Below are 13,240 nucleotides of genomic sequence, written 5' to 3'. Positions count from 1 at the left end.
GAGCTGGAAACAGAACTGGGACGCCATCTCCCCGATTTTCAAATGTTCCACAGCGGTCAGAAAGGTCATATATACGACCAACGCCATTGAGAGCCTGAATGCCACTTACCGAAAGCTGAACCGTCAGAGAAGCGTGTTCCCAAGCGATACTGCTCTACTGAAAGCGCTGTATCTGTCTGCGTTTAAAGCCACAAAGAAGTGGACGATGCCAATCAGAAACTGGGGACAGGTATATGGTGAACTGAGTATTATGTACGAAGGCCGGCTGCCGGAATAATCGAATCTGCCTTATTTTCACAGGCGGATTTTCCGCCTGCTCTTGACATGCAGCGATAGTTGCTGTTATAAATACAGCAAGGGCTGAAAGCCCCAAAAGGAGCTTTCAGCCCAGCTAATATCATAGAAGATCGTATTTACAGACTTTTCTTCACACACTCGTTCTTCCGCTAATTTTTTTGTCTTTTCATATCCTTCCGCGGTTAAATCAAGATTCATTTGACCAACAAAAATTTTCTTGCCTTTTTCTATACATTCGCCATGTCGAACCAGAATGATTTCCTTCTTATTATCCATTTAATCCTCCGGCTACGTCAACCCCACTCCCCGTTATATAAGAAGCTAATGGTGACAGCAATAGTAACACCGCTGGAGACAATAGTTCCATATGGAAACTATTATAACTATTAATATGAGGCATAGCTGAAATTAACTGTTTTGCATATTTCTGAGCTTTTTGATATAGTTCACTTTCGTACTTTTCTTGTAAAAGTCCCAATGCAACTTGTTTTTTCGCTCTATCAAGGCATGAACCTTGATAAGAACTTACTGTCGATACTATTATATTTCCGGACATCATCAGCCCATCTACTACAATAATCGGAGCCGAAATATACTCTTCAACAATGAACTGAATTGGTTCATCCCTTATCTGCTCTTTAAGACGAACCCATTCATCAAAGTCTTTTTTATCTTTAATTACATCAATACCTACCGCACCTGCGCTGTCAATTGGTTTTATTATAAAAGGAAATCCATTTAACTTTGCAAAATCAATCAACTCGAAAACATTAGTTATTAATGCAAACCTGGGCGTTAATAGCCCTGTCTCTTTTGCTGCACTTTTCATCAAGTGTTTATTTCTAAAGAAATTCACCTCATCTAATAATTGAAAAAATCAACCAGAAGATTGAAGATGGAGAAAAGAAGCTGCGCCGGTTGAAGCATGAGGGAAAATCTTGCAGAACCGGGCGAAGCAATTAACCCGGAGTGAGCGGACGCGCCGGCTCTGTACCAGAGGGGCGGCACTGGAAAGCTACCTGCCCCACCCGGAGCTTGTGACGGATGAACAGGTCAGCTTGATTTTGAAGTTGCTGTTCCATTGGAACGAAAACCGAAACATCATCGAACAGGTACTTGCAAGAAAACCGAAAAATGAGTAAAAGCAGAACGCCGGAAACGGCGAAAATTGCTTCCAGAGCGGCAAGCCGGAGTTTTCCACTCTGAAAGAGGGCGCAGCTATACACCGCTCTAAAGGTGGTGCGTTGCGTCCTGCCGGAAGCCCCTTGCAGGGAGCAGATGATTTCCGCCGATTTTCAATCCGCTCCTAATCTCCACAGGGAAAACTGCAGCTCCTCTGCGCCAGTCGCCCCTTTGTGGACTTGCCGCCCGGAAACACCTTGCGCTGCAAGCTGTTCCCGTCCGACAAGTTTGCAAAATCATCCTATACTTACCCGGCTTGATGAAGTATAATAAAAATAACGAAAGATTGGAATTGATTGAGCAGAGCGAGGACTGATATATTATGAAAGCAGAAAAAATAAATTCTTGCATAAAACAGAATACCCTAATTGAAATTATTGAAGATCAAACGACTAGAGCCTTGTGGGAAGTAAGAAATGTAATCGACTGTGTTCCTGATGAATTATGGAACAGAAACTATTGCGAGATGCCATGTTGGAAACATATCTATCATATGCTACATTCTTTGGATTTGTGGTATATCAATCCACGAGATGAGAACTTTTGTGAGCCTGATATTCATGAAAAGGATTTGAATAACCTAGATGTTATTTCAAAGAAGAGTCTTTCAAGAGAGGAAATAAATGATTATCTGAAAAGTATTGAGAAAAAACTGAAAGAATATATTTCTAGTTTGACGGACAGGGAATTATTGGAATGTCCTGTAGGGTGCGAATATTGCAAATTCACATTGATTTTGGCACAGTTTAGACATCTACACAGCCATATGGGGATGATCATGGGTTTTATTATTGATGATACAGGTTTGTGGCCTAACGTTTTAGGATTAGAAAAGCCCTTTCCAAATGGGGAATACGATAAGTATTTATAAAGTAATTTTATGATAGCCGTTAAATACAGATATGAAATTTAGAACAATCCCAGTTCGACAATCCCCTTATCATCGGGCCAGCTTGACCCGAACGTTCAAAACTAAATACAGCCGCCCACCAGCGGCACCACTGAGCAGGAAATCAGAAACGGTTTCCTGCTTTTCTTTTGCCCAAAATGGGGCGGCAAAACGCCCACCCACCAATCAATCACAGGAAGGAGGAAGCCATTATGCCCTGTCCCCACCACGATATAAAAATCGTCCAGCGCAGCAACCATCAGTCAGCCGTAGCCGCCGCAGCTTACCAAAGCGGCGAACGGCTGTTTTCCGAGTATGACCAGAAGCAGAAATATTATTCCGAGAAACGAGGGATCGTCCACACAGAAATCATGCTGCCGCCCCACGCCCCACCGGAGTATGCAGACCGCAACACCTTGTGGAACGCCGCCGAAGCCATCGAGAAACAATGGAACTCCCAGCTTGCCCGAAGAATCGTGCTTGCCATACCGAGGGAAATTCCCCGGTCGCAGCACGCCGGCCTGATCCGGGACTATTGCCGGGGGTTTTTTGTTTCCAAAGGCATGATTGCCGATTTTGTCATTCACGATAAGGGGGACGGAAATCCCCACGCCCACATCCTGCTGACCATGCGGGCAATGGACGAAACTGGGAAATGGCTTCCCAAGAGCCGGAAGGTTTATGACCTTGACGAGAACGGCGAGCGTATCCGGCTCCCGTCCGGGAACTGGAAAAGCCACAAGGAGAACACCGTGGACTGGAACGACCAGAAGTACGGCGAGATATGGCGGCAGGGCTGGGCGGCTACCGCTAACCGCTATCTGGAAGCCAATGACCGCCCGGAACGCCTTGACCTTCGTTCCTATGAGCGGCAGGGGATTGATAAAATCCCTACCGTCCACATGGGGCCAGCGGTCAGCCAGATGGAGAAACGAGGGATACAGACCAACATCGGCAACCTGAACCGGGACATTACCGCCGCCAACCGGCTTATGCAGTCTATCCGTCAGATGGTACGCCACCTGAAAGGCTGGATCGCAGACCTGAAGGAGAAAAAGGCTGCCCTGCTGGAAGCCTTGCAGGAAGCGAAAGACCCCACTCTGCCGGAGCTGCTGGGCAAATATCCGGAACTGCGCCGGGAGGAGCGCACCGGCTGGACGAGCAAAGGCCAGCTCAAAGGCAGCGTGAATGACTTCAACAAGGTAATGGACGCCATCCGCTATCTGCGGGAAAAGGAGCTGTCCACCGTGGAGAGTTTGGACGCCTATCTGGATACCGTCAGCGGGCAGGCTGTTTCCATCCGGGCAGAGATGAAGCCGAAGGAAAAGCGCATGAAGGAGATCGACACCCTGCTTTCCCATATCGCCAACTTTGAAGCCCACAAGCCGGTTCATGCGGAATATGCCGCCATCAGATTTAAGAAACCAAAGGAACAGTTTGCCGCCGCCCATCGGGACGAGCTGGACGCCTGCAATGCCGCTGTCCGCTATTTCAAGGTGCATTTGGAGGGAACCAAGTACGGCGCCAAAAAGCTGACCACGGAACGGACGCAGCTTGCCGGAGAAGTGGCCGAATACAAGGAACGCTTTTCAGCGGTGCAGGAGGATTTGGTTGAATGTATTTGAAGCTGTCAAGCAGTCTGTTGCCACCCGGCAGGCTGCCGGGCATTTTGGAATCCGGGTGGGACGAAACGGGATGTGAGTCTGTCCCTTCCATGTCGGCAAAAAACCAAGCATTTTTGCTGAAAATAAATAAAAATAATATACATTGAAATTAACTTGAGGAAGTTTAATAATCATGTTATTATTTAAATGGGGTATAATAGCACTTCGACCTTTTTTGAAAACGGGAAAGAGGTGGGTCCAATGGGACAGAAAATAAAAATGATAATACTGCTTCAAATTAAAAAATGAAAATATTAAACATTATTCATGGTATTCCTACAAGCATATAAACTTTTCCAAAGAATATAAGGAGGCGTGTTTATGGCAAAAATGAAAAAATTATTTGCAACATGTTTAACTCTGTGCTTGATGTTAAGTTTAAGTACAGCTGTACCCTCTGAAAACAGAGAAGTTCCTGTTGCCAGTGCTGATTTTAAGAAGATGTGTGACCAAGTATTTTACGGAAACGGCCAAGTGTACAATGCCAGCGGTGCAGACGTTACAACTAGCTTTTTAACAAAGTATAATGGAATTTATCAAAGCGGAAAGATTATCGGCTTTCCATCACCTATCATAAATGTATCCTTCAGCGATTTAGGAGCTCTCTTCTCTGGAAGTCTGGACAGCATAAGGACGACACAGCCATCTATCAGCAGTAACAAGACATTTGCTTCTTGCAGTGTGACAACAACTCATACCGTGAGTTGCCCTATTCCTGTTGTCGATTATATAACAGGTACACTTGAGCCATCTACTAGTGTGTCGAAGTTCACAATTGAAGTATGATGAAACTGAAAAAGTTCCTCTATAAATGGATTTTCAATTCTAATCGTCGACATATTCTATCTACAGGAATTTCGTTTGGATTAGCATTTTTAATTCCTATATTAGGCTGGAATCCGTTGCTTTTATTATGGATTGTTAATGGGTGCTTTTGTTATAAAGAAGCGAAATCCAATAAAATCAAGTGTTTTTATTTCACATTAGTGATACTATTTGGTATATTAGTTACATTCAATTTATGCCTGAATTTTTTTGCCCTAATGCAGTATTTTGGGCACTTCATCTGAAAGAAAATTTAATACAGGCAAAAGGCACCGCTAACAGAAACAAATTCCATAGCCGAAAGAGGAAAGAATGGCAGTACGTCATTGATTAAAGCTGCGATAAAAGTGGTGTTTTTCGCGGGAGATAGCCCGGTGGAGTTTTTTATCAATATCCCGGTGTCTGGCATAGATCCCGCCATATCGGATCATTTTGAAAGGTTGTTCCGGGATGTGCTGGATGAGGCGGGAAATGAATTTCATGACCGGAAGCGTTTCTTCCACGTATTTATCATCCTCATGACGGTTGTAGTGAAACGTAACAAGATCACCATCGCAGCTGTCGATCCTTGGAGTGGCAATGACAGGACGTCCCAGATACCGTCCAATATAGTTCACTACGGTCTTGGGATCGCATCTATTCGGTCTGGCATAGACGTAGAAGCCTTCCTTGTGTTCGCGGTAACAGGTAGCTTTTGCCTTTTTGAAGGAGGAGCCGATTTTGGCTTCCATTTCGTTAAGAAGTGCTGTACGGAAGGCATTACGGAGGTAGATATAGTTGAAATGATTCATATTACGCCAAAAACCATTATCGCTGAATCCGCTTTCTGAAATGAGGCAGTGGATATGAGGGTTCCATTTCAAATCCCTGCCGAAGGTATGGAGGAGTATGATAAAACCGGGAGTGAAATTCAAGGATTTGTTCAGCTTGAAGAACATGGGGAAACAACACTGGCCGCGGCATGGAAAAGGCAGTCAAGCATGGTACGATCCTGAAGAAAAAAGTCACGGAGGTTATCATCAATGGTAAAAACGCAATGTCTATGAGCAATGTTAACAAGCTTGAAGGATATAGAGGCAGTGCGCTGCATGGCATAGAGATTACCGCAGGTGGGAAAGAAGCGGCCGTGATAGCGGAAAGGGACAAATTTCAACTTACCACAGTGAGGACAGCCATATATGGAACCACCAAAAGAAGGATTACCGCAGTTGATTATTTAAACTAAAAATATAAGGCTAATTGGATCGTAAATTTAGGTGCAGTATTGATGATGTGCTCTTTTTTCATGTTGGCGCTTGATTTACGTCCGGTTTACTATTTAGTGTCCATGATTGTATTAAGCGCAGGGATGGCGATACGGCAACTTGTTGGTGAAAGTGTTTTTATTTCTTCTTATGAGGAAAATGTCATTGCAAGAAAAATCTCTGCTTTTAATTCTGTTGTCGCACCAACGTGCGTAGTGCAATTAAGAGAAAGAAGAATAAAAATTTCATCTTAATCGGATAAAAGATACAATTATTTTTTATAAATATATTCTTACAGAATTGCCAAATCTCTGTGATGAACAAGGAAATATAGATTCTACGAAACTGGATGCTCTGATGCCTTGGTCAGATAAGCTTTCAGATGAATGTATGAATGTAGAAAACCACGCCGCTAAAAAAGCGGCGTGTATTTTAACCCCAGGCGCATGGTTTGACGTTTACTTTTATCTGATACCGTATCTCTCAATGATATAGTCCATATCCTTATCACCTCTACCAGATAGATTGATAAGTACGGAACCCTGTCCCATTGTCTTTGCAAGCTTTATACCGTAAGCAACGGCGTGAGAACTTTCGATCGCCGGGATGATGCCTTCCATTCTGGAGAGTTCAAAGAAAGCGTCGATGGTTTCGTCATCGGTTACTACATCATACTTTACTCTGCCAAGGTCATGCAGGAAGGCATGCTCCGGGCCGCAGGAAGGATAGTCAAGACCACTTGCTACGGAATATACGGGAGCAGGATCGCCGTTCTCGTCCTTCAGCATAATACTGTTAAAGCCGTGCATAATGCCTTCCTCGCCATAGGTAAGGCTGGCCGCATGGTCCCCCATCTTGACGCCTCTACCGAGGGGCTCGACACCGTAGATGTCAACAGGGGAATTCAAGAAGCCGGCGAATAATCCCATTGCGTTGGAGCCGCCGCCCACACAAGCAACAACCGCATCTGGAAGTTCGCCTGTCATAGAGAGGAACTGTTCTCTCGCCTCAATACCAACAACACTCTGGAAATCACGCACCATCATTGGGAACGGATGTGGGCCGACAACAGATCCGATGCAGTAGATGGCGTCCCTGTATTCCTGGCAGTATGCCATAAATGCAGCGTCTACCGCTTCCTTAAGCGTTTCTAATCCATCTGTGACCTCGATTACCTTTGCACCGAGAATCTTCATTCTCGCCACATTGGGAGCCTGCTTTTTAATATCAATCGCACCCATGTAGATGTCGCATTCAAGACCGAAATATGCGGCAGCGGTAGCAAGAGCAACACCGTGCTGACCTGCGCCGGTCTCGGCAATGACCTTTTTCTTGCCCATATATTTCGCAAGCAGCACTTCACCCATACAGTGATTAAGCTTGTGCGCGCCAGTATGATTCAAATCTTCTCGCTTCACATAAAGCTGAACGCCTGTGCCTATCTTATTGGATAGTCTTTCCAAATAGGAAATAGGAGTCGGTCTACCCTGAAACTCTGTGCGGATACGGCGAAGTTCGCTTATGAACTTTGATGACTTGCAGATGGTGTGGTATGCCTGGTTGATCTCATCCATAGCGTTCTGTAGTTCAGGAGGGATATAGGAGCCTCCGTATTTCCCAAAATAGCCGTTAGCGTCGGGATAGTTCTTAAAATAGGTATCGAATTCAATGTTATTCAATTTCATTTTTTGTTTCCTCCAATTAATCGTTTTAAGTTGGTTTCGGTGTTACGCTAACTTTTTGTTTCGTTTCTAATGTTCGGCGCTCGGAGCGCCACCAACGCTTTGTCATCATTTTATTGATCTCCCCAAAACAGGAAAAGCTCCTTGGATTTATATCTCTCGTCAAAGGAGCTTTATAAGACAAAAACGCCCTTGACAGAAATATACTCTCTGTCAAGGACGAATAAAAAGCTTTATCCGTGGTGCCACCTTGATTTACAGTATGACCTGTGTGTTTAGCAGGATACCAACATATCCCCGGCAACTGAGGTATACCAATATGTTGCAGAATACGTTGGGATGATCCCATTTGACTGCACCCTCAGCGATCCATTGGATAACTTGTTTCTTACCTGATTCTCAGCACCACAGGCTCTTTGTAAAGGTATCATTGCCGTTATTTCCTCATCAACGGTTTAGAATATTAATTTTTTATATTTTACTCTCATCATCTGTACTAGTCAATAGGTATTGAAAACATTTCAAAAAACATTTAAAATCTGCAATTATTTTATTCCCCGCGAGGCGGCGATTAACAAGCTTTTAGAAAAATATGCCGGTAATGAAACCATGATTGAGTATGCTGCACAAAATGAATATGAAACGGAGCTTTATTCAAAATATAGCCAGCATTACGGATATGTATTTTATATTGAATTTTTGAGATGAATTCTTTCCTGAAAATGTACTTGACATTTAAAAACAGAGGTGTATACTATACACATATTGGCACTGGACGTATACGTCAATATCAGACAGAGCGGAAGGGGTGAGGGGTGTATCGAATAAAGAAAATATTTAACAATAATGTAGTGCTGGTAAGTGACGAAAAAGAACTGGAAAGGATTCTTATTGGAAGAGGAATTGCTTTTAAAAAGCATAAAGGTGATATTGTATCAGATCAGCAGATTGAGAAAATATTTACGGTAGATTCCTCTGATATAAAAGAAAAATTTATTCAGTTAACAAATGAAATTCCTGTTAATCATCTCGAATTGGTAACTAGAATTGTAAAGGAAGCGGAAGAAGAGCTGCACTATACGTTTGATGATATTACTTATATCGGATTGGCGGATCATATTAGTTATGCGCTGAACAGATATAGAAAAGGACAGATGATTACAAATGCAATGCTGTTTGAGATTAAAAAATTCTATCCAAAAGAATTTGCAGCGGGAATGAAAGCGCTTGACACAATTCTCTATTATGAAGGATTGAAGCTTTCAGAAGATGAAGCAGGTTTTATGGCATTACATTTTGTGAATGGCGAGCAGAATGGAGATATATCCAGAACAATGCAGACCACCAACATTATGAAAAAGGTGATATTGCTCGTGGAAGATTGTCTGAAAATTGAGCTGGATGAGAAAACATTAAACTATATTCGGTTTGTTACTCATTTGAGATTTTTTTTGCAGAGAGTTACAAGTAATGAAACGAGAAATGAAGCTCTGCCAGAGATATTCAGTCATATTGAGGAATCATGTCCAGAGGCAGTCCGGTGTGTCAATATAATCGTTGATTATCTGCAAGAAGAATTACAGTGTGAGGTATATCCGGAAGAAAGATTATATTTAATACTACATGTGCAAAGGTTAATAAAATGATTGGGATTGTAACTGGTTATGCAGGCAACACCCGAAATTAAAAGGAAGAATCTAATGTGGTTTGTATCCTTTTGTTTCGGTGTGTTGCTTTTTTATTTCAATTTTAGAAAGGGAAAAAATGGAAAAATATCAAGCTTTAGTTGATTTTATATTGAAAAATATTGGCGGAAAAGAAAATGTTCTAAGTGTAACACATTGTATGACACGACTTAGATTTACACTAAAAAATGACGGACTGGTCAACGAGGAGGAGCTGCTGAAATCCTCGGAAATAATGACCGCTCAGTTTGCAGCGGGTAGATATCAAGTAGTAGTCGGAACACACGTAGAAGATATATTTCAGGTGCTGCAGAAAACGCTCGGAGTGCAGATAAAAGAAGAAAAAGAGGAGAAAAAAGGTCCTCTCAACAGCCTGGTTGATATTATTACAAAAGTGATCACGCCGATACTTGGAATTCTGACTGCGGCAGGTCTTCTGCAGGGAGTCCTGGCTCTCCTGACGGTGACAAAAGTGTTGGATTCAACGGATGGTACCTATATTGTTTTGCATACAATGGGGCAGACTGTATTTTATTTTCTCCCGGTAATTCTGGGATATACGAGTGCCAAGGCGTTTAAGTTGAATCCGTATGTCGGCATGGTTCTCGGCGCCACACTTGTAATCCCAGAGCTGATGAATAATCTGCTCACAGACGATGCAATGTATATTCTGTTCCAGGGTACAATTTTTGAGACACCTGTGTACAAAACCTTTCTCGGAATTCCAATCCTGTTCCCAGAAAACGGATACCAGAACACTGTCATTCCGATTATATTTATCACATTTATCGGATCAAAAATAGAGCATTTGCTGAAAAAGATTGTACCGGATCTTCTTGCACACAATTTAAATGACTTTTTAACGATACTGTTCACTGTCCCGCTGTCGATCCTTGTGATAGGACCGGTAACAAATGTATTGAGTTCCCTGATCTCAGCCTTTGTTTCCAACCTTTATACAATTTCACCGGAAATTACATCCGTTGTAGTGGCTCTGCTATACCAACCGCTTGTTATCTTTGGCCTGCATTGGCCTCTCTCAGCGATCGGTATCAATAATCTGGCACAGATGGGATCTGATTACATCTTCCCGATGTCATTTACCGCAAATTTTGCACAAACAGCTGTTGTACTTGCTATATTTCTTCGTACAAGATCAAAAGAACAGAAAACACTTGCCGTTCCGGCAATGATTTCGGGTGTATTTTGTATTATTGAACCTGCAATTTACGGATTTAGCCTTCCAGTCAAAAAAAGATTTGCATTTTCTATGCTGGGCGGTGCTGCCGGCGCATTGATCATGTCGCTGTTTTCTGTTAAAATGTATGCTTTTTCGTTCGGAATTCTGGGATTTGTATCATTCCTTAATCCGAATGACCCAAGTGGACAGGGGCTGATCATTGCAATTATTGCAACTATCGTGACCATGGCTATTGCTTTCAGTCTTACTTTCTTTACGTATAAAGAAGAAACACCTGACGAGCCAGAAAAAAAGGACTCCAGCACCTTGCTTCATCCTGAGTCCATTGCATCACCAATGGAAGGAGAGATCAGACGTCTGGAAGAATCCGAAGATCCCACGTTCGCTTCCAGAATGCTTGGGAATGGAATTGTTATTATTCCCAAAAACGGTAATGTATATGCTCCGGTTTCCGGCAGACTGGAAACTGTTTTCCCGGATGGACATGCAATCGGAATTGTCAGTGAAAACGGTACAGAGATACTTCTCCACATCGGTATAAACACAGTTGAAATGGGTGGAACTGCATATCAGATATTGGCAAAGACAGGGCAGGAGGTTAAACAGGGCGATCTGCTTTTGAAAGCTGATCTGAAAAGAATCACTGAAGCTGGTTACAGCACAGAAACGGTCATGATTGTTACAAATACCAGCGATTATCTCAGTATTACACCAGAGATCAAGCACAGGGCAAAAGCCGGGGACAGCGTTCTGACAGTTATCCCTTTTGCCAACGGAGAGGGACAAAGAGCCGTCGCTATGAAATAACTGGCAATAGTAAAGAACGCTGTCGAAATGAAATTTATCAATAGTAATAAATTATATAGCAGATGAAAGGAAGAAGGGAAAAAATGAAAAAAAGAATTCGCGGTGTAATTGCCGGAACTGCATTGGGTGATGCGATGGGAATGCCTACAGAGTGCTGGTCTCAGGACAAAATCAAGGAAAGATTCCCTGAAGGGATAGACCGCCTTTATCCTGCCAGCCAAAATGATATTTTTGGGAGAACGCTGGAAGCCGGGGCTGTTACCGATGATACGATCAATACGCTTATGATCTTGAATATGCTGAAAAAAAATCATGGTAAGGTCTGCGTTGATGACTATATAAAAGAATTGTCTGATTGGAATGAAAACTCCGGTGTATCAGCCTATGTATCAGGCCCATCTACATTAAAAGCCCTTGATAAGATAGCAAAAGGAGTTCCGGTTGAGGAAGCGGGAGTAACTGGAACTACAAATGGCGCTGCCATGAAGATCGCTCCGATTGGAATAGTCAGTGACTATAGGGAAATGCAAAATCTGATAAAAAATGTATATCAGATTTGTCTGCCTACCCATAATACTAAAATTGCAATTGCCGGCGCTTCAGCCGTTGCCGCTGCTGTCAGTTATACAGTACGAGGAGGCAGTTCTATTGATGAAATCTGGAATATAGCATATTCAGCAATAACGGCAGCACAGGAGTATGGATATGATTTCCCATCAGCGTCCTTGCCGTTTAGGATGAAACAGGCAAGAAAAATACTCGATGAGGAGAAAAGAGATGAAGGAAGCATCCTGAAAAGATTATATGATGAAATTGGGACAGGAATGGAGACAATTGAGACGATCCCATGTGTATTTGCTATCGTTGAACTTGCAAATGGGGATACCTGGAAAGCAGCACAACTTTGTGCACAGATCGGATGGGATACCGATACAATCGGAGCAATAAGCTGCGGTATATGCGGAGGAATGAATCCCGAACTGCCGGAAAAAGAGGTTACACTTATTGAACAAGTAAATGGTTTAGATTTTAATGCCATGGCAGAGGATGTACTGTCCTATGTGTAAAGAAAATATTTCAATGTATAATATTGCATAACAAAAAGGATCGTTTTGGTATACATCGAAACGATCCTTTTTAGTACCATGGTCATAGTTTATAGTCTAAGAAAGTTTTTCTATCTTCTTTTTGCCGGGATTCATCCCGATGGAACAGATTGGCGTCTTTATTTATGGCTGGTGGATTGATAAAACGAAGCTTTTCTAAAAAATGTCGAAAGAGGATAAAACAAACGTATACTTTTTGTAAGAAGGTGGAGAAGAAAAGCATCTCCTCATCGAAAAAAGCCGTCTATCCGAGCGCAGATCAACGACTCAAAGGAAGAACAGACGGCCCATCTCAAAGAGCGGGTATAGACAAAATATAAAAACCGGAGATAAAGCAAGGCTAAAGAGCGATATGTCTGGGGCCGCCAACTCCAATTTTCTCGTTTCGCCTAAATGAAGGATACGATATAAAAGATTCAGGAATACTACTTTTATAAAACGTTAGCAGAGGTGGAAACGATGAGAAACAGCTACAATGAAATCCTGAGAGAGTACAAATTCTATTTAACAGAAAATGAAAAATCCCACGCGACCATACAAAAGTATGTCCATGAGCTGGTTTGGTTCCTTCAATTCTTAAATGGAGAGGAAATTACAAAAGCAAAGATGCTGGAATACCGGGAACGGCTGCAAAATCAGAACCAGGCCCGTACAGTAA

10 protein-coding genes and 4 pseudogenes are annotated in these 13,240 nt (G+C 42.6%); 10 read left to right on the top strand and 4 right to left on the bottom strand.

The features are described from left to right. On the top strand, positions 1-277 hold a 277-nt coding region (locus tag FYJ39_RS19830; RefSeq protein WP_195840487.1), incomplete at its 5' end, for a transposase. A 65-nt stretch (positions 278-342) separates the two neighbouring features. Here FYJ39_RS19830 and FYJ39_RS19825 read toward each other — a convergent pair. Together FYJ39_RS19825 and FYJ39_RS19820 are read right to left on the bottom strand one after the other, a co-directional pair. Further along, on the bottom strand, positions 343-573 hold the full coding sequence (locus tag FYJ39_RS19825) for a histidine phosphatase family protein (protein ID WP_154474051.1): 231 nt from the start codon (positions 571-573) through the stop codon (positions 343-345). Continuing rightward, on the bottom strand, positions 566-1,126 hold the full coding sequence (locus FYJ39_RS19820) for an ATP-grasp domain-containing protein (protein ID WP_154474050.1): 561 nt from the start codon (positions 1,124-1,126) through the stop codon (positions 566-568). Before FYJ39_RS19820 ends, FYJ39_RS19825 begins: the two co-directional genes overlap by 8 nt. Positions 1,127-1,235: 109 nt before the next feature. On the opposite strand from FYJ39_RS19820, the gene FYJ39_RS19815 reads away from it, so the two are divergent. The 5 genes and pseudogenes from FYJ39_RS19815 (at position 1,236) to FYJ39_RS19795 (ending at position 4,818) form a co-directional block, all read left to right on the top strand. Continuing rightward, the gene (locus FYJ39_RS19815) at positions 1,236-1,439 is read left to right on the top strand and encodes a DUF3847 domain-containing protein (protein ID WP_407923867.1); all 204 of its coding nucleotides are present in this window, start codon (positions 1,236-1,238) and stop codon (positions 1,437-1,439) included. 362 nt (positions 1,440-1,801) lie between these two features. Beyond that, complete coding sequence (locus FYJ39_RS19810; protein ID WP_154474049.1) at positions 1,802-2,350, top strand: DinB family protein; 549 nt, start codon at positions 1,802-1,804, stop codon at positions 2,348-2,350. Positions 2,351-2,580: 230 nt separating this feature from the next. Beyond that, positions 2,581-3,978, top strand: a pseudogene (gene mobQ / locus FYJ39_RS19805) (MobQ family relaxase); the annotation flags it as partial. A gap of 1 nt (position 3,979) precedes the next feature. After that, positions 3,980-4,066 (top strand): annotated as a pseudogene (locus tag FYJ39_RS19800) (CHC2 zinc finger domain-containing protein); the annotation flags it as partial. 287 nt (positions 4,067-4,353) lie between these two features. Beyond that, positions 4,354-4,818 (top strand): hypothetical protein, encoded by a 465-nt coding sequence (locus tag FYJ39_RS19795; RefSeq protein ID WP_154474048.1) that lies wholly within the window; start codon positions 4,354-4,356, stop codon positions 4,816-4,818. A 365-nt stretch (positions 4,819-5,183) separates the two neighbouring features. Here the strand turns inward: FYJ39_RS19795 and FYJ39_RS19790 are convergent. Continuing rightward, positions 5,184-6,073, bottom strand: a pseudogene (locus FYJ39_RS19790) (IS91 family transposase); the annotation flags it as partial. 492 nt (positions 6,074-6,565) lie between these two features. Next, positions 6,566-7,771, bottom strand: coding sequence for a tryptophan synthase subunit beta (gene trpB / locus FYJ39_RS19785; protein ID WP_407923868.1), 1,206 nt, complete (start codon positions 7,769-7,771; stop codon positions 6,566-6,568). 827 nt (positions 7,772-8,598) lie between these two features. Here trpB and licT point away from each other — a divergent pair. The 4 genes and pseudogenes from licT to FYJ39_RS19765 form a co-directional block, all read left to right on the top strand. Then, positions 8,599-9,429 carry a BglG family transcription antiterminator LicT gene (gene licT, locus FYJ39_RS21420; RefSeq protein WP_207708714.1) on the top strand — a complete coding sequence of 277 codons (831 nt, stop codon included), beginning with the start codon at positions 8,599-8,601 and terminating at the stop codon, positions 9,427-9,429. 118 nt (positions 9,430-9,547) lie between these two features. Next, on the top strand, positions 9,548-11,476 hold the full coding sequence (locus FYJ39_RS19775; protein WP_154474046.1) for a beta-glucoside-specific PTS transporter subunit IIABC: 1,929 nt from the start codon (positions 9,548-9,550) through the stop codon (positions 11,474-11,476). A gap of 83 nt (positions 11,477-11,559) precedes the next feature. Then, positions 11,560-12,543, top strand: coding sequence for an ADP-ribosylglycohydrolase family protein (locus tag FYJ39_RS19770; RefSeq protein ID WP_154474045.1), 984 nt, complete (start codon positions 11,560-11,562; stop codon positions 12,541-12,543). Between the two features lie 498 nt (positions 12,544-13,041). Beyond that, positions 13,042-13,240, top strand: a pseudogene (locus FYJ39_RS19765) (hypothetical protein); the annotation flags it as partial.

The sequence above is a fragment of the Clostridium porci genome, from assembly GCF_009696375.1.
Taxonomy (GTDB): domain Bacteria; phylum Bacillota; class Clostridia; order Lachnospirales; family Lachnospiraceae; genus Enterocloster; species Enterocloster porci.
The sequence above is the reverse complement of the archived record's forward strand: the minus strand, read 5'-3'. Positions and strand labels throughout refer to the sequence as shown.

Bases quoted from the DNA above. Each gene is read 5' to 3' on its own strand.
- FYJ39_RS19825 (WP_154474051.1), bottom strand. From the start codon at position 573: ATGGATAATAAGAAGGAAATCATTCTGGTTCGACATGGCGAATGTATA.
- FYJ39_RS19820 (WP_154474050.1), bottom strand. From the start codon at position 1,126: ATGAAAAGTGCAGCAAAAGAGACAGGGCTATTAACGCCCAGGTTTGCA.
- FYJ39_RS19810 (WP_154474049.1), top strand. From the start codon at position 1,802: ATGAAAGCAGAAAAAATAAATTCTTGCATAAAACAGAATACCCTAATT.
- FYJ39_RS19795 (WP_154474048.1), top strand. From the start codon at position 4,354: ATGGCAAAAATGAAAAAATTATTTGCAACATGTTTAACTCTGTGCTTG.
- FYJ39_RS19775 (WP_154474046.1), top strand. From the start codon at position 9,548: ATGGAAAAATATCAAGCTTTAGTTGATTTTATATTGAAAAATATTGGC.
- FYJ39_RS19770 (WP_154474045.1), top strand. From the start codon at position 11,560: ATGAAAAAAAGAATTCGCGGTGTAATTGCCGGAACTGCATTGGGTGAT.